Source organism: Streptomyces sp. NPDC033270 (genome assembly GCF_055576575.1).
Map to the genome: position 1 here is coordinate 32,542 of NZ_JBVIRA010000015.1, position 14,225 is coordinate 46,766.

The 14,225-nt window shown below is 73.6% G+C and carries 7 protein-coding genes; 6 read left to right on the top strand and 1 reads right to left on the bottom strand.

Annotated elements, in window-relative coordinates; genetic code table 11:
- Nucleotides 1-46 precede the first annotated feature (46 nt).
- The 6 genes from sucB (at nucleotide 47) to ACZ5XZ_RS21345 (ending at nucleotide 13,127) form a co-directional block, all read left to right on the top strand.
- The gene (gene sucB / locus ACZ5XZ_RS21320; protein ID WP_468980254.1) at nucleotides 47-1,777 is read left to right on the top strand and encodes a 2-oxoglutarate dehydrogenase, E2 component, dihydrolipoamide succinyltransferase; all 1,731 of its coding nucleotides are present in this window, start codon (nucleotides 47-49) and stop codon (nucleotides 1,775-1,777) included.
- 155 nt (nucleotides 1,778-1,932) lie between these two features.
- On the top strand, nucleotides 1,933-3,345 hold the full coding sequence (locus ACZ5XZ_RS21325; protein WP_468980256.1) for an esterase/lipase family protein: 1,413 nt from the start codon (nucleotides 1,933-1,935) through the stop codon (nucleotides 3,343-3,345).
- Nucleotides 3,338-8,260, top strand: coding sequence for a tetratricopeptide repeat protein (locus ACZ5XZ_RS21330; RefSeq protein WP_468980258.1), 4,923 nt, complete (start codon nucleotides 3,338-3,340; stop codon nucleotides 8,258-8,260). Before ACZ5XZ_RS21325 ends, ACZ5XZ_RS21330 begins: the two co-directional genes overlap by 8 nt.
- An 11-nt stretch (nucleotides 8,261-8,271) precedes the next feature.
- Nucleotides 8,272-8,895, top strand: a complete 624-nt coding sequence (locus ACZ5XZ_RS21335; protein ID WP_468980260.1) for a GntR family transcriptional regulator — start codon at nucleotides 8,272-8,274, stop codon at nucleotides 8,893-8,895.
- Nucleotides 8,896-9,170: 275 nt separating this feature from the next.
- The gene (gene aceE, locus ACZ5XZ_RS21340; protein ID WP_468980265.1) at nucleotides 9,171-11,858 is read left to right on the top strand and encodes a pyruvate dehydrogenase (acetyl-transferring), homodimeric type; all 2,688 of its coding nucleotides are present in this window, start codon (nucleotides 9,171-9,173) and stop codon (nucleotides 11,856-11,858) included.
- Between the two features lie 201 nt (nucleotides 11,859-12,059).
- Nucleotides 12,060-13,127 carry a helix-turn-helix transcriptional regulator gene (locus ACZ5XZ_RS21345; RefSeq protein ID WP_468980268.1) on the top strand — a complete coding sequence of 356 codons (1,068 nt, stop codon included), beginning with the start codon at nucleotides 12,060-12,062 and terminating at the stop codon, nucleotides 13,125-13,127.
- Nucleotides 13,128-13,156: 29 nt separating this feature from the next.
- Here ACZ5XZ_RS21345 and ACZ5XZ_RS21350 read toward each other — a convergent pair whose 3' ends face one another.
- Nucleotides 13,157-14,113, bottom strand: coding sequence for an SDR family oxidoreductase (locus ACZ5XZ_RS21350; protein WP_468980269.1), 957 nt, complete (start codon nucleotides 14,111-14,113; stop codon nucleotides 13,157-13,159).
- Nucleotides 14,114-14,225 lie beyond the last annotated feature (112 nt).

The following is a 14,225-nucleotide window of genomic DNA, read 5'->3' on the forward strand; positions in this document are numbered from 1 at the left end:
CCCGGGCGCGACCACATCCCGCAATTCGTAAGGAGCAACCGAAACCATGGCGGTTTCCGTAACCCTGCCGGCGCTCGGCGAGAGCGTCACCGAGGGCACCGTCACTCGCTGGCTGAAGGCCGAGGGTGAGCGCGTCGAGGCCGACGAGCCACTGCTCGAGGTCTCGACCGACAAGGTCGACACCGAGATCCCGGCCCCGGCCGCCGGCGTCCTGTCCGCCATCAAGGTGGCCGAGGACGAGACGGTCGAGGTCGGCGCCGAGCTGGCCATCATCGACGACGGCACCGGCGCGCCGGCGGCGGCTCCGGCCCCCGCCGCTGCCGAGGCCCCCGCGGCCCAGCCGCAGCCCGAGCCCACCCCGGCTCCGGCCGCCGCTGCCGCCCCCGCCGCCCCCGCGGGTGGTGCCGAGGGCACCGACGTCGTCCTCCCCGCGCTCGGCGAGAGCGTGACCGAGGGCACCGTCACCCGCTGGCTGAAGGAGGTCGGCGAGGAGGTCCAGGCCGACGAGCCGCTGCTGGAGGTCTCGACCGACAAGGTCGACACCGAGATCCCGGCCCCGGTCTCCGGCACCCTGCTGCAGATCGTCGTCGGCGAGGACGAGACCGCCGAGGTCGGCGCCAAGCTCGCCGTGATCGGTGCCGCGGGTGCCGCTCCGGCCGCCGCGCCCGCCCCGGCCGCGCCGGCCCCCGCCGCCGCTCCGGCTCCGGCTCCGGCCCCCGCGCCGGCTCCGGCCCCCGCCCCGGCCGCTCCGGCTCCGGCTCCGGCTGCCCCGGCCGCTCCGGCTCCGGCCCCCGCGCCGGCTCCGGCTCCGGCTCCGGCCGCCGCCCCGGCTCCGGCCCCGGCCGCCGGTGAGGGCGAGGGCGCGTACGTCACCCCGCTGGTGCGCAAGCTCGCCGCGGAGAGCGGCGTCAACCTCGCCACGGTCAAGGGCACCGGCGTCGGTGGCCGGATCCGCAAGCAGGACGTCATCGCCGCCGCCGAGGCCGCCAAGGCCGCCGCGCCGGCCGCCGCCCCCGCAGCGGTGTCGAAGGCCCCGGCCATCGAGGCGTCCCCGCTGCGCGGTCAGACCGTCAAGATGCCGCGGATGCGCAAGGTCATCGGCGACAACATGATGAAGGCCCTGCACGGCCAGGCGCAGCTGACCTCCGTGGTCGAGGTGGACATCACCTCGATCATGCGGATGCGCAACAAGGCCAAGGACGCCTTCGCGCAGCGTGAGGGCGTCAAGCTCTCCCCGATGCCGTTCTTCGTCAAGGCCGCCGTCCAGGCGCTGAAGGCCCACCCGGTCGTCAACGCCCGGATCAACGAGGACGAGGGCACCATCACCTACTTCGACACCGAGAACGTCGGTATCGCGGTGGACGCGGAGAAGGGCCTGATGACCCCGGTCATCAAGGGCGCCGGTGACCTCAACATCGCCGGTATCGCCCGCAAGACGGCGGACCTGGCGGGCAAGGTCCGCGCGAACAAGATCACGCCGGACGAGCTGTCCGGTGCGACCTTCACCATCAGCAACACCGGTTCGCGCGGCGCCCTGTTCGACACCGTCATCGTGCCCCCGAACCAGGTCGGCATCCTGGGCATCGGTGCGACCGTCAAGCGCCCGGTGGTCATCAACCACCCGGACCTCGGCGAGACCATCGCGGTGCGCGACATGACCTACCTCGCGCTCTCCTACGACCACCGTCTGGTGGACGGCGCGGACGCCGCCCGCTACCTGACCACGGTCAAGCAGATCCTGGAGGCCGCCGAGTTCGAGACCGAGATCGGTCTCTGACGGTCGCTCGGACGACCGCGGGTCTCCACGAGACCGAGGTCGGTCGGTAAGGCTCAACGGCCACGCGCGTGCCCCCGTCCGGAGCTCCGGACGGGGGCACCGTCGTACCCGCCCCGGCCCGCTACTGTGTCGTCACCGCGATCCGGGGGGAGCCGATGGCACGCGAACGAGTGGACGACTTGGTGGTGGTGCTGCCGGGCATCCTGGGCAGCCGGCTCCTGGACGCCGACGACCAGGAGGTGTGGGGGCCATCCGGCGGAGCGGTATGGCGGGCCATCCACACCTTCGGGCGCTCCGTGAAAGCCCTCACCCTGCCGTCCGACCTCGGGGACGACCACCCCGGCGACGGGGTGCGCGCACACGGCGTCATGCCCACCCTGCACGCGCTGCCCGGAGTGGGCCCGGTCGTCGACGGGTACACCGGGCTGCTGGACTGGCTCGAAGGGCTCTTCACGCTGCGCCGTCGCCGCCCCGGCGAGGGGGACGACGTCCCGGCGAACCTCCTGGCGTTCGCCTACGACTGGCGCCTGTCGTGCCGGTACAACGCCGAGCGCCTCAAGGAACGGGTGGAGCGGGCACTGGCGCAGTGGCGCGCCTCGGCACCGCGGCGCCGTGCGGCCCGGGTGGTCTTCCTCTGCCACTCCATGGGCGGGCTGGTGGCCCGCCACTACGTCGAGTGCCTGGGGGGCTTCGAGATCACCAGGCGGGTGGTCACCCTCGGGACACCGCACCGCGGTTCGCTCAGCGCACTCGTCCACCTCGTCAACGGGCTCCGCGTGGGCTGGGGACCGTGGGCCGTCCACCTCACCGACTTCGCCCGCAGCCTGCCCTCCCTGCACCAGATCACCCCCGACTACGCCTGTCTCGTCCAGCCGGGCGGCCTTCGCCACCCGCGGGAGGCCGCGGGGCTGAGGGGCGTGGACGACAAGCTGCTGCGCGACGCGAGCGCGTTCCACGCGGGGATCCGGCGGGCGGCGGCCACCCGCCCCGGTGCCGGGGCCGAGCTGCTGCCGGTCGTGGGGGTGCGTCAGCCCACCCCCACGACGGCCGAGATCACCGGTGAACGGCTTCGGCCGCAGGACACCATCGACGGCCTCGACGAAGGCGGAGACGGCCGGGTACCCCGGCTCTCGGCGGCACCGGCCGGCACGCCGACCGGATACACCCCCTGTGAGCAGCACGGTTCGCTGCAGAACGGGCGCGGCGTACGCGATGCCCTGTGGGGCTGGCTCGCGGCCGAGCCCCCCTACCACCGGACACCGCTGCACGATCCGGTCCCCTTGAGCGTGCACGCCCCGGAGCTGCTGCCGGCGGGCGCACCCTACGACCTGACGGTCACGGTCCCGCCCGAGGTGCCGGGCGGGGACGAACTCGCGATCAGCGCGACGCTCCACCCCGTGGAGTCGGGGCGCCCGCTGCGGCACACGCTCGGCAATCGCGGCACCGGCCGCTACTCGACCTCCTTCCCCGCCCCGGCCCCCGGGCCCTATCGCGTGGCGGTGGGCGTGACCGGCCGTCAGGACTCGTCGGTGACGGCGCTGCTGCTGGTGGGCGAGGGCGATGGGTGAGCGCGGCGTCCACGGCACCGCGCTGGGCGTCGTCGTCGAGTCGTACGACCGGCCGGCCTTCCCCGTCCTGCCCGGCGCGCGGCGGCAGCTGAGCGAGCTGTGCGCCCTCCTCCAGGAGTACGGCTACGCCCCCCGGCTCCTTGCGGACCCGGGGCGGGACGAGGTGCGCGACGCGGTGCGGTCCTGGTCGGGGCGGTGGCGGGAGGACGGCCGCCACGGGCCCGCGGTGGTGCTGTGGTCCGGGCACGCCGAGCTGTCCCACGGCGCGTTACGGCTCATCACCCGCGACACCGCCGACGCCGGGGACGAGGAACAGACCTACTCCACCGAACTGCTGGCGTCGGCCGCCCTGCGGTGCGGCGCCGACCAGATCCTGCTCGTGGTCGACACCTGCCACTCGGGTGCCGGCGTACTGCCCGCGCTGCGCAAGGCCCTGCAGACCTGGGCGGAGCGGACCCTGCCCGAGGGCCGGTCCGCCTGGCTCGGGGTGGTGGCGAGCTGTCAGCCCGAGGAACGGGCCCACGGCCGGGGCGTGCTGCTGGACACCCTCACCCGGGTGCTGCGCGAAGGGCCCGGCGGGTCCGCCTACCGGCACGAGTGGAGCGTACGCAACCGAGGGGTGACCGGCGCGACGGTGGTCGAGGCCGCCCTGGCCCAGTGGCCGCAGGACAGCCAGCGGCCGTTGTTCGTCAGCTCGGGCAGCGCACGGCCGATCTTCCGCAACCCCCGGTGGCGCCGGGAGGCCGGAGAGGAGCTGGTGGAGCATCTGGTCCTGGCCGCGCGCGGAGCCTCCGGCGCGGAGGAGGGCTGGTTCTTCACGGGACGCCGCCGCGTGCTGGGTTCCATCGTGTCGTGGATGCGGGCCGCCCGGCCGGGCCTGTTCCAGGTGACCGGCAGCGCCGGGTCCGGCAAGTCGGCGGTGCTCGGCCGGATCGCCACCCTCTCCGACCCCCGGCAGCGCGCCGCCACGCTCGCGCACGGGGCGCTCGGCGACCTCCCCGACCCCGGCGAGGGCAGCGTCGACGCGGCACTGCATCTGCGCGGGCTGAACGCCCAGCAGATCGCGACGGCCCTCGCGGACAAACTGGGCCTGCCGGTGCCGCGGACCCCGTCGGCGCTGATCAAGGAGCTGGAGGATCCCGACGCCGCCGGGGAGCGGCCGCCGCTGATCGTCCTGGACGGACTGGACGAGGCCGCCCCGGAGCAGTCCGAAGCCATCGTCGAGCAGCTGCTGGCACCGCTGAGCCGGGTGGCGTCGGTGCTGCTCGGGTCCCGCGACCGGCCGTTTCGTCCGCACGGCGCCCACCGGCCCACACTGGACGACGCGCTCACCCGGTTCGTCAGCACCACGGAGCTGGTCGCCCTCGACGAGGAGCCGGACACCGCCGAGGACGTGGCGGCGTATGTGGGACTGCGGCTGCGGTCGGAGGGCGTCGCCGAGCACCGCATCCGCGAAGTGTCCCCTCGGCTGGCCGAGCGGGCCGTGGCGAGCGCCGGCGGCTTCCTCTTCGCCCGCCTGGTCACCACGTCCCTGATCCGCAGGTGGCACGAGCACGGCGAGGAGGCGTGGAACACGGCGCTGCCCGCCTCGATCGCGGCGGCCTTCGAGGAGGACCTGGACAACGGCCCGCCGCACCCCTCGCTCGGCGCGCAACGCCCCGCCGCGGCCCGTGAGTTGCTGACCGCGCTCGCCTGGAGCGCCGACAACGGCATGCCCGCCGGGGGCGTCTGGGAGATGGCCGCGTCGGCCTGCAGCCACGACGGCTGGACCTACCAGGCGGCCGATCTGGACTGGGTCCTGACCGCCTACGGCCAGTACATCGTGGAGGACACCGACGGTCTGCAGGCCGTCTACCGCCTCTACCACCGCGAGCTGACGAACCATCTGAGGTACGCCTCGCTGCGGGAGACCGACGGCGGGGAGGCGATCTGCCGGGCGATGGTCGCGCGGCTCCGGGACGGCTACGAGCAGGGCGTCCCGAAGGACCAGCTGCCGCCCTACCTGTTCTACGCCCTGGTCAGCCATGCGCTGATGGCCGGCGACCTGGGGATCGCCCTGCTGCGGGAGCTGGTCCCGCTCGACGAGCGGACCTTCCTTCCCGCCCTCGCGGTCGCGCTCAACGACCACGCGCTGATCGTGACCGCCTCGGACGGTCCCCGGGCCGCCCTCGCCGAGGCCGAAGAGGCCGTCGCCATCCGCAGAGCGCTGATGCCCGCCGCCCCGGAGACCCATCGGCTGTTCTTCGCCGGCTCCCTGCTGCAGCTCGCCCGGTGCCGTTCGGGTACGGGGGACCGGGAGGGCGCGTTGGCGACGGCCCGGGAGGCCACGGACGCCTATCGGGAACTCGTCAGGGCGAGCGCCGCCGACTACCTGCCCGGCCTCGCCGGATCCCTGCACCTCCTCGCGCGCTGCCTCAGGGACGCCGGAGACCGCACGGGCGCGCTGGCGGCGGCGCACGAGGCCGCCGAGGCCTACCGGGAGCTGTCCACCACCGGCGGTGCCGCCTACCTCCCCGATCTGGCCAACGCGCTCCACGTCCTGGCCAACCGGCTCGCCGGGGCCGGTGAGTTCGAGCCCGCGCTGGCCGCGGCCAGGGAGGCGGTCGAGGTCAGCCGGCCCTTCGCCGAGGCCGATCCGGCGGTCTACCTCGAGGGATTCGCGATGTTCCTCAACACCCTCGCCATCTCCCTCGCCCGGACCGGCGCCTACCGGGCCGCGCTGCGACCGGCGGTGGCGGCCGTCGAAGCCCATCGCGAACTCGCCGGGAAGGACCGTGCCACCACACTTCCCGGGCTCACCATCTGCCTGCACAACCTGTCGCTGTGCCTCAGCCGCGCGGGAGAGCCGGAAGCGGCCCTCTCGGCGGCGAACGAGGCGGCCGAGACCGCCCGCGAACTGGCCGTGGCCGATGCCGTCGAGCACCTGCCCCAGTACGCGGTCGCGCTCGGCAACCTCGGCGACCGTGCCGCCGACTGCGGCCGCGACGAGGAGGCGCTGGCCCTCGCCCAGCGCTCCACGGAGATCTGCCGTGAACTGGTGGAGCTGAGCCGCGAGACCCACCTCCCGGCGCTGGCCTCCGCGCTGCACCATCTCTCCCTCCGGCTGGCCGCGGTCCGACAGGACGCCGCCGCGCGCGCGTCCTGCCAGGAGGCCACCGATCTCTACCGCGCCCTGGAGGAGGAGAGCCCCGGCAGGTACCGGCACGAGCTCGCCACCTGCTGCGAGACCCTCGCTCTCCGGCTGACCGAGCACGGGGAGACCGCGACGGCCCGGCCCCTGGCCCGCGAGGCGGTGGACCTGCGGCGCGCGCTCGCCCGGCCCGCGCCGCTGCCCCCGCGCCTGTCCTCACTCGCGGGCGCGCTCGAATCCCTCGCGGAGTGCGAGGCGGCCTGCGGCGGCGCGGAGGCCGCCCACGACGCGGCGACGGAGGCGCTCGGTGTCCGCCGCCGGCTCGCCGAGGCCGACCCCGCCGCCCATGTCCCCGCGCTCGCCAACGCCCTGTGGCAGCATGCGAACCAGCTGGCCGAGTCGGCGGACCCCCGAGGCGCCCTGGGCCCGGCCCGGGAGGCCGTGGCCCTCCTACGTCCGCTGTGCGGGCCGCACTCCACGGCCTACCGGCTGTCCCTGGCCAACGCGCTCGGTACGCTCGCCCGGGCCGAGTCGATGTGCGACAACGCCCAGGAGGCGCTGGCCGCCGCCCAGGAGGCCGTCGACACCCATCGCGCGCTGGTCCGGGACGGCGTCGGCACCCGCCGTCGCTCCGTCGCCGGCTCGCTGCTGAATCTGGCCCGCTGTCAGGCGCGGGCCAAGGACCCCTCGGCCGCGGCGGCCTCGGCCCGGGAAGCCGTCGAAGGCTTCCTCGAACTCGCGCGGCTCTCCCCCGGCCCCCACGTCGACGACGTGCTGACCGCGCTGTCGGAGTTGACCGACCACCTGTCCATCATCGAGCAGATCGCCGCTGTCCGGCCCTTCTACGACACCGCCGTCGACGTGCTGGCCGACCATCCGGCCGTCGTCCGCCGACTGCGGTACGAGCGCACGACGCTGCTGCTGTACGACGAGGACATCGGTCCCGGGACCGACGAGCTGATCCGGTTCCTGACCGAGGCCCCCGAGGTGCGCGACGAGGTCACCTTCGACGCACGGGACTTCCTGCGCAATCCTCCGGACGACGACCACGACCGGGTCCGCGCCGCCTGGGTCGACGCCACGGGGAGCGCCCCGCCGGCCTGGCTGGCCCTGCCCGACTGGGCCTTCTCGCTCGCCTACGGCTGGCTCGGCTGCCCGGACTGGACCGCGGCCCGCCACTTCTGGGAGCGGCACGAGGAGCGCCTCACCACCCCGGAGGCCACCGCCGCCATGGCGGAGCTGTCGATGGTCGAGTGGGCCGAGCAGGACGCCGGACACCTGCTGCACCTCATGCGGCGGATACCCGGGGCCGGCGCGGACGCCGCGTTCCTGCCGTTCGTGCTCTCCGACCGCCTGGGCGCCTGGGTCCTCGACGAGCCCCGCACCGAGGTCCACGACGCCGTGCTGCACCTCGCCCGGCACGACGGCGCCGACGCGGCAGGGTGCTACCTGGAGCGGCCAGCGGACCTCGCGCGGCGGGCCCGGCAGGCCGGCGTCGCGCTCGATGCCGTGACCCTGCGGCACTGCGCCGTCGTGGAACGTGCTTTCCTGGGAGATCACTACACGGCGCGGGTCCACCTCGCCGTCGCGGACATCCTCGTCGGCACGGCAGCGCCCGCCGCGGCGATCCCGTCCGCGCCGGACGAGGCCGCAAGGGACCGCGCGATCGAGGACCTCGTCGAGATCATGACGCGGCAGCCCGGCCACGCGGTCCCCCTGCGCGGTCTGCTCACCTCCGTCCTCGCCCGTGACCTGGATAATGACGTCCGACCGCTCGGCCCTTGAAGGAGCACGTCATGACCCCGCCCGTCGTCCATTCGCTGCGCGAGCAGATCCGCGAGCACATCCTCGAGGGGATCGTCAGCGGCCGCTGGCAGCCGGGCGAGCGGATCGTGGAGCGGCGGATCGCGGTGGAGCTGGAGGTCAGCCAGACGCCCGTACGGGAGGCGCTGCGGGAGCTGGAGTCGCTGCAGCTGATCGAGTCGGCGCCGAACAAGGGCGTACGGGTGCGGAATCTGACCGCGGACGACCTCAAGGAGAGCTACCCGGTGCGGGCCGGGCTGGAGCAGGTGGCCGCGGAGCTGGCGGCCGGGCGGCTGGCCGAGGACACCGCGGCGCTGGAGCGGGAGGTGGCGGCGCTGCGCGAGGCGGATCGGGCCGGTGACGGCGAGGCGCAGGTGCGGCACACGGTGGCCTTCCACCGGGAGATCGTGCGGGCGGCCGGCAACGCCGTGCTGCTGCACACCTGGGAGTCGCTGGGCATCGAGGTCTGGACGACGCTGTCGATCCGCTGGTTCAGCCCCGAGCCGCGGGCGCACGCGCAGGACCATCAGGAGATCGTGGACGCGTTCCGGCGGCGCGACCCGAAGATCGGGATCCTGCTCAAGAGTCATGTGCTGAGCTGCGCTCCGAGGGTCTGAGGGCCTTCGGACCGGGCCCCGCGCCCCCCTTTCCTCGCTGGCACGGCGTGCCCCAAAATGCGGCACCCCGTGCCGACCTGCAGCGATTCGCTCGTTGAGCGTTGATCGATCATCGATCAGAGGCGTATCGTCATCTGCCGGGGCGCGACACCCTGCCTGCCGAAACTGCCGAACTCGCACATCGGTGTCGTCGAGATCCCGCCGTAACACCCCTCCGGGCACGCGGCCCGGACTCGACGACACCCCCGAGCCTCCCGTCCGGAAAGGGGCCACCCATGCCCGAACCCGTGCGCCTGCCGTACAGCCAGCTCGACCAGTTCCCGGACCGTGACCCCGAGGAGACGGCCGAGTGGCGCCAGTCCCTGGACGCCGTCACCGAGGCGGCCGGTCCGCACCGCGCCGCCTATCTGATGCGCCGCACCCTGGAGAACTCGGGGCTGGCACTGCCCCAGCTCCTGGAGAGCGACTACCTGAACACCATCCCCACCGCCGCCGAACCCGCCATTCCGGGTGACGAGGCGATGGAGGCCCGGATCGCCGCCTGGAACCGCTGGAACGCGGCCGCGATGGTCTCCCGTGGCTCCAAGTACGGCGTCGGCGGACACATCGCCACCTTCGCCTCCGCGGCCTGGCTCTACGAGACGGGCTTCAACCACTTCTTCCGCGGCAAGGAAGGCGACGGCAGCGGCGACCAGCTCTACATCCAGGGCCACGCCGCGCCCGGCATCTACGCCCGCGCCTTCCTCGACGGCCGCCTCACCGAGGAGCACCTCGACAACTTCCGCCGCGAGGCCGGCGGCAAGGGCATCCCGTCCTACCCCCACCCGCGGCGGCTGCCCTGGCTGTGGGAGTTCCCGACCGTCTCCATGGGTCTGGGCCCGCTCTCCGCCATCTACCAGGCGCGCTTCAACCGCTACCTGACCAACCGCGGCATCAAGGACGTCTCCGACTCCCACGTCTGGGCGTTCCTGGGCGACGGCGAGATGGACGAGCCCGAGTCGACGGCGGCACTCGCGCTGGCGAGCCGCGAGGGCCTGGACAACCTCACCTTCGTCATCAACTGCAACCTGCAGCGCCTGGACGGCCCGGTCCGCGCCAACTTCAAGATCGTGCAGGAGCTGGAGGCCCAGTTCCGCGGCGCCGGCTGGAACGTCGTCAAGACCCTGTGGGGCACCGCCTGGGACGAGCTCTTCCGGCTCGACACCACCGGCGCGCTGGCCCGCCGTCTGCGCGAGGTGCCCGACGCCCAGTTCCAGACCTACGCGACCCGCGACGCGGCCTACATACGCGACCACTTCTTCGGCGCCGAGCCCGCCCTCTCCGAGATGGGCCGGCTGCTCGGCGACGACAAGATCCTGGAGTGCTTCCACTTCTCGCGCGGCGGCCACGAGGCACGCAAGGTGTACGCGGCGTACCGGGCCGCCGTGGAGCACAAGGGCGCCCCGACCGTGATCCTCGCGCAGACGGTCAAGGGCTTCACCCTCGGCAAGGGCTTCGAGTCCAAGAACGCCAACCACCAGATGAAGAAGCTGACCGTGGACGAGTTCAAGGTCATGCGGGACCTGCTCGAACTCCCCATCTCCGACAGCGACTTCGCCGACGGCCAGGTGCCCTACGGCCACCCCGGCGCCGACTCCCCCGAGGTCCGCTACCTCCAGGAGCGCCGCGCGGCGCTCGGCGGCCCGGCCCCGGCCCGCCGCGTCCACCCCCTCGCGCCGCTGCCCGCCCCGGCCGACAAGGCCTTCGCCGCCTTCGACAAGGGCTCCGGCAACCAGTCCGTGGCCACGACCATGGCCTTCGTCCGCCTGGTCAAGGACCTCATCCGCGACAAGGAGACCGGCAAGCGCTGGGTGCCGATCGTCCCCGACGAGGCGCGCACCTTCGGCATGGAGTCGCTCTTCCCGTCCCTGGGCATCTACTCCCCCAAGGGCCAGACGTACGAGCCGGTCGACCGCGACCAGCTGATGTACTACAAGGAAGCCAAGGACGGCCAGATCCTCAACGAGGGGATCACCGAGGCCGGTTCGATGGCGGACTTCATCGCCGCCGCCACCGCGTACTCCACGCACGGCGAGACGATGATCCCCTTCTACATCTTCTACTCGATGTTCGGCTGGCAGCGCACCGCCGACCAGATGTGGCAGCTCGGCGACCAGCTCGGCAAGGGCTTCCTCGTCGGCGCCACGGCCGGCCGTACGACGCTGACCGGTGAGGGCCTGCAGCACGCGGACGGCCACTCGCCGATGATCGCGGCGACGAACCCGGCGGCACTGACGTACGACCCGGCGTTCGCGTACGAGGTCGCGGCGATCGTCAAGGACGGTCTGCGCAGGATGTACGGGGAGAGCGCCCCCGGCGAGGACCCGAACGTCTTCTACTACCTGACCGTCTACAACGAGCCGATGCCCCAGCCGTCCAAGCCCGAGGGCGTCGACGAGGGCATCGTCCGCGGCCTGTACCGCTTCAACACCGCGGCCACGGCGGGAGTCGCGGCACCCGCGGGCGCCCCGGCGATCCAGCTGCTGGCCTCCGGCACGGCGATCCACTGGGCGCTGGGTGCCCAGCGGATGCTCGCCGAGGAGTGGGGCGTGGCCGCCGACGTGTGGTCCGCGACCTCCTGGACCGAGCTGCGGCGCGACGCCATGGAGGCCGACGCGGCCGCCCTGAACGGCGAGGACCGCACGCCGTACGTCCGCGAGGCGCTCAGCGGTGCCGAGGGCCCGGTGCTGGCCGTCAGCGACTACATGCGCCAGGTCCCGGACCAGATCGCGCAGTGGGTCGAGCAGGACTACACCTCGCTCGGCGCGGACGGCTTCGGCCTGTCCGACACCCGTGACGCGGCCCGCCGCCACTTCGGCGTCGACGCCGAGTCGATCGTGATCGCCGCACTGGCCCGGCTCGCCCGCCGCGGCGAGGTACCGGCCTCCGCGGTCAAGGAGGCCCGGGAGCGCTACGGGTTCTGAGGCCCTCCGAGACCCTGGAGGACACCCCCCATCTCCCGTGCGGAGGCGACCTTCCCGCGCCCGGAGCCTCCGCACGGGATTCCACTGGCCCGGCCGGTCATGCCCTGATTACGGCCGGGCCTTCCCCACCCCTGACCACGGCCGGGCGGCCCGCTCTCGCCCCCGCCCGGCGTTGTCAGTACCCCCCGGCATCATGGGGGCATGCGTGCTGCACGGCTGATCAAGATGGTGCTGCTGCTCCAGGCGCGGCCGTCGATGACGGGCGCGGAGCTGGCGCGGGAGCTGGAGGTCTCCGAGCGTACGGTCGTGCGCGATGTCCTCTCCCTCTCCGAGGCCGGGGTGCCCGTCTACGCGGACCGGGGCCGGGCCGGCGGCTACCGCCTCATAGGCGGCTACCGCACCCGCCTCACGGGCCTGGGCCGCAGCGAGGCGGAGGCCCTCTTCCTGTCCGGAGTGCCCTGCGCCCTGCGGGAGATGGGCCTCGCCGACGCCGCGTCCGCCGCCCGTCTGAAGGTCTCCGCCGCGCTGCTGCCCGAGTTGCGGGACGCCGCGACGGGCGCCGCCCAGCGCTTCCACCTCGACGCACCCGCCTGGTATCAGGAGCCCGAGACCCCCACCCTGCTGCCCGTGATCGCCGACGCGGTCTGGGACGACCGCCGCGTCCGCGCCCGCTACCTCCGCAAGGACACCGAGGTGGAGCGGGAGTTGGAGCCGTACGGCCTCGTGCTGAAGGCGGGGGTGTGGTATTTGGCGGCGCGGTCCCAGGGGGACTTCCGGGTGTATCGGGTGGACCGGTTCACCGCCGTCGAGACCACCGGGGACGACGAGGGTGACCGGAGCGGCGGGAGCGGCGCGGCCCGGTTCACCCGCGACGCCTCCTTCGACCTGCCCGCGTTCTGGGCGGAGCGGGCCGCGCAGTTCGCGCGTTCGATCCTGCGCGAGGAGGTGGTGCTGCGGCTCTCCGAGCGCGGTGTGCGGCAACTGCCGTACGTCACCGCACGCGCGGCGGCCCGCGAGGCGATCGACACGGCGCGGGCGGCCGGCGGTCCCGACCCGCAGGGGCGGCTGACCGTCACCCTGCCCGTGGAGTCCGACGAGGTCGCCTACGCCCAGCTGCTGGCGCTCGGCCCGGAGGGCGAGGTACTGGCGCCCGCCGGGCTGCGCGAGCGCCTGGCGGCGGCCGCCCGCCGGATGGCGGCCCTGTACACGGAGCCGGGCGGACAGGGCGGCGTGGAGCCCAGCGGGCAGCGCGCCGGCGGGGGTGCCTAGGTTTCCGACCCTGGCCCATCGGACACGCCCTAGCGGTAGTCCGCCGCGCTGCCGTCCTTCCCGCCGAAGACCACGTCCTCGAAGTAGCCGGAGCAGTCCGGCCGGGAGCCGTCCGTGTCGGTGAAGTCGTACTCCTTCGCCAGTTGGCCGCTGGAGAGTGACTGACCGCTCCAGCGCTGCTTGTCCGGGTCGGCGGCCAGCGCCCGTACAGCGCGGGCGATCAGCGCCGGCGACTCGGCGACGGCGAAGTGCGGCTCCTGGGCGACCGCGTCGCGCCAGGTCTCCTCCGTCACCCCGAAGTAGTCCAGCATCTCCTCGGACCGCAGGAAGCCGGGGGTGAGCGAGACCGCCGTGCCGCCGTACTCCTTCAGCTCGGCGGCGAGGCCGAAGGCGATGCGGTGCGGGGCGCACTTGGTGAGGTCGAAGCAGAGGTTGTCGCGGTAGGTGCGGTTGGAGGCCTCGGTGCCGTCGGTGATCTCGACGACCAGCCCGCCGGGCCGCCCGATCAGCAGCGGCAGCGCGTAATGGCTGGTGATGACGTGGGAGTCGATGCCGAGGCGGAACATCCGCAGGCCCTTGTCCAGATCGAGGTCCCACAGCCTGGTGTCGAACTCGATCAGCCGGTCGCCGCCCCACAGGCTGTTGACCAGCACATCCAGTCGCCCCTGCTCCTGGCCGATGCGCGTCACCAGCGCCTCGACCTGCGACGGCTCCAGGTGGTCGGTCGGTACCGCGATCCCGGTGCCGCCGGCCGCGGTCACCAGCTCCGCGGTCTGCTCGATCGTCTCCATGGGGCGGCCGACCTCGCTGACGTGCTCCCGGGTCGTCCGCCCGGTCACATACACCACCGCGCCGGCCCGGCCCAGCTCCACCGCCATCGCCCGGCCCGCGCCCCGGGTCGCCCCCGCGACCAGCGCCACCCGGCCGGTCAGGTCGGCCGCCACGGCCCGGTCCGCACGCCCTGCTCGTTCCTCATGGCCCGTCACGTTCTCGCTCCTCGCTGTCGGATGCCGGATGCCGGTGGCTCGGTGTCGCCACCGCATATCGCGACCCTGACAGCGAATCCCGACACCTACTGTCGGGATTCAGATCCCCCGC

What these genes read in the sequence shown, in the direction of transcription:
- ACZ5XZ_RS21325 (WP_468980256.1), top strand. Translation starts at nt 1,933, where the DNA reads ATGGCACGCGAACGAGTGGACGACTTGGTGGTGGTGCTGCCGGGCATC.
- aceE (WP_468980265.1), top strand. Translation starts at nt 9,171, where the DNA reads ATGCCCGAACCCGTGCGCCTGCCGTACAGCCAGCTCGACCAGTTCCCG.
- ACZ5XZ_RS21345 (WP_468980268.1), top strand. Translation starts at nt 12,060, where the DNA reads ATGCGTGCTGCACGGCTGATCAAGATGGTGCTGCTGCTCCAGGCGCGG.
- sucB (WP_468980254.1), top strand. Translation starts at nt 47, where the DNA reads ATGGCGGTTTCCGTAACCCTGCCGGCGCTCGGCGAGAGCGTCACCGAG.
- ACZ5XZ_RS21330 (WP_468980258.1), top strand. Translation starts at nt 3,338, where the DNA reads ATGGGTGAGCGCGGCGTCCACGGCACCGCGCTGGGCGTCGTCGTCGAG.
- ACZ5XZ_RS21335 (WP_468980260.1), top strand. Translation starts at nt 8,272, where the DNA reads ATGACCCCGCCCGTCGTCCATTCGCTGCGCGAGCAGATCCGCGAGCAC.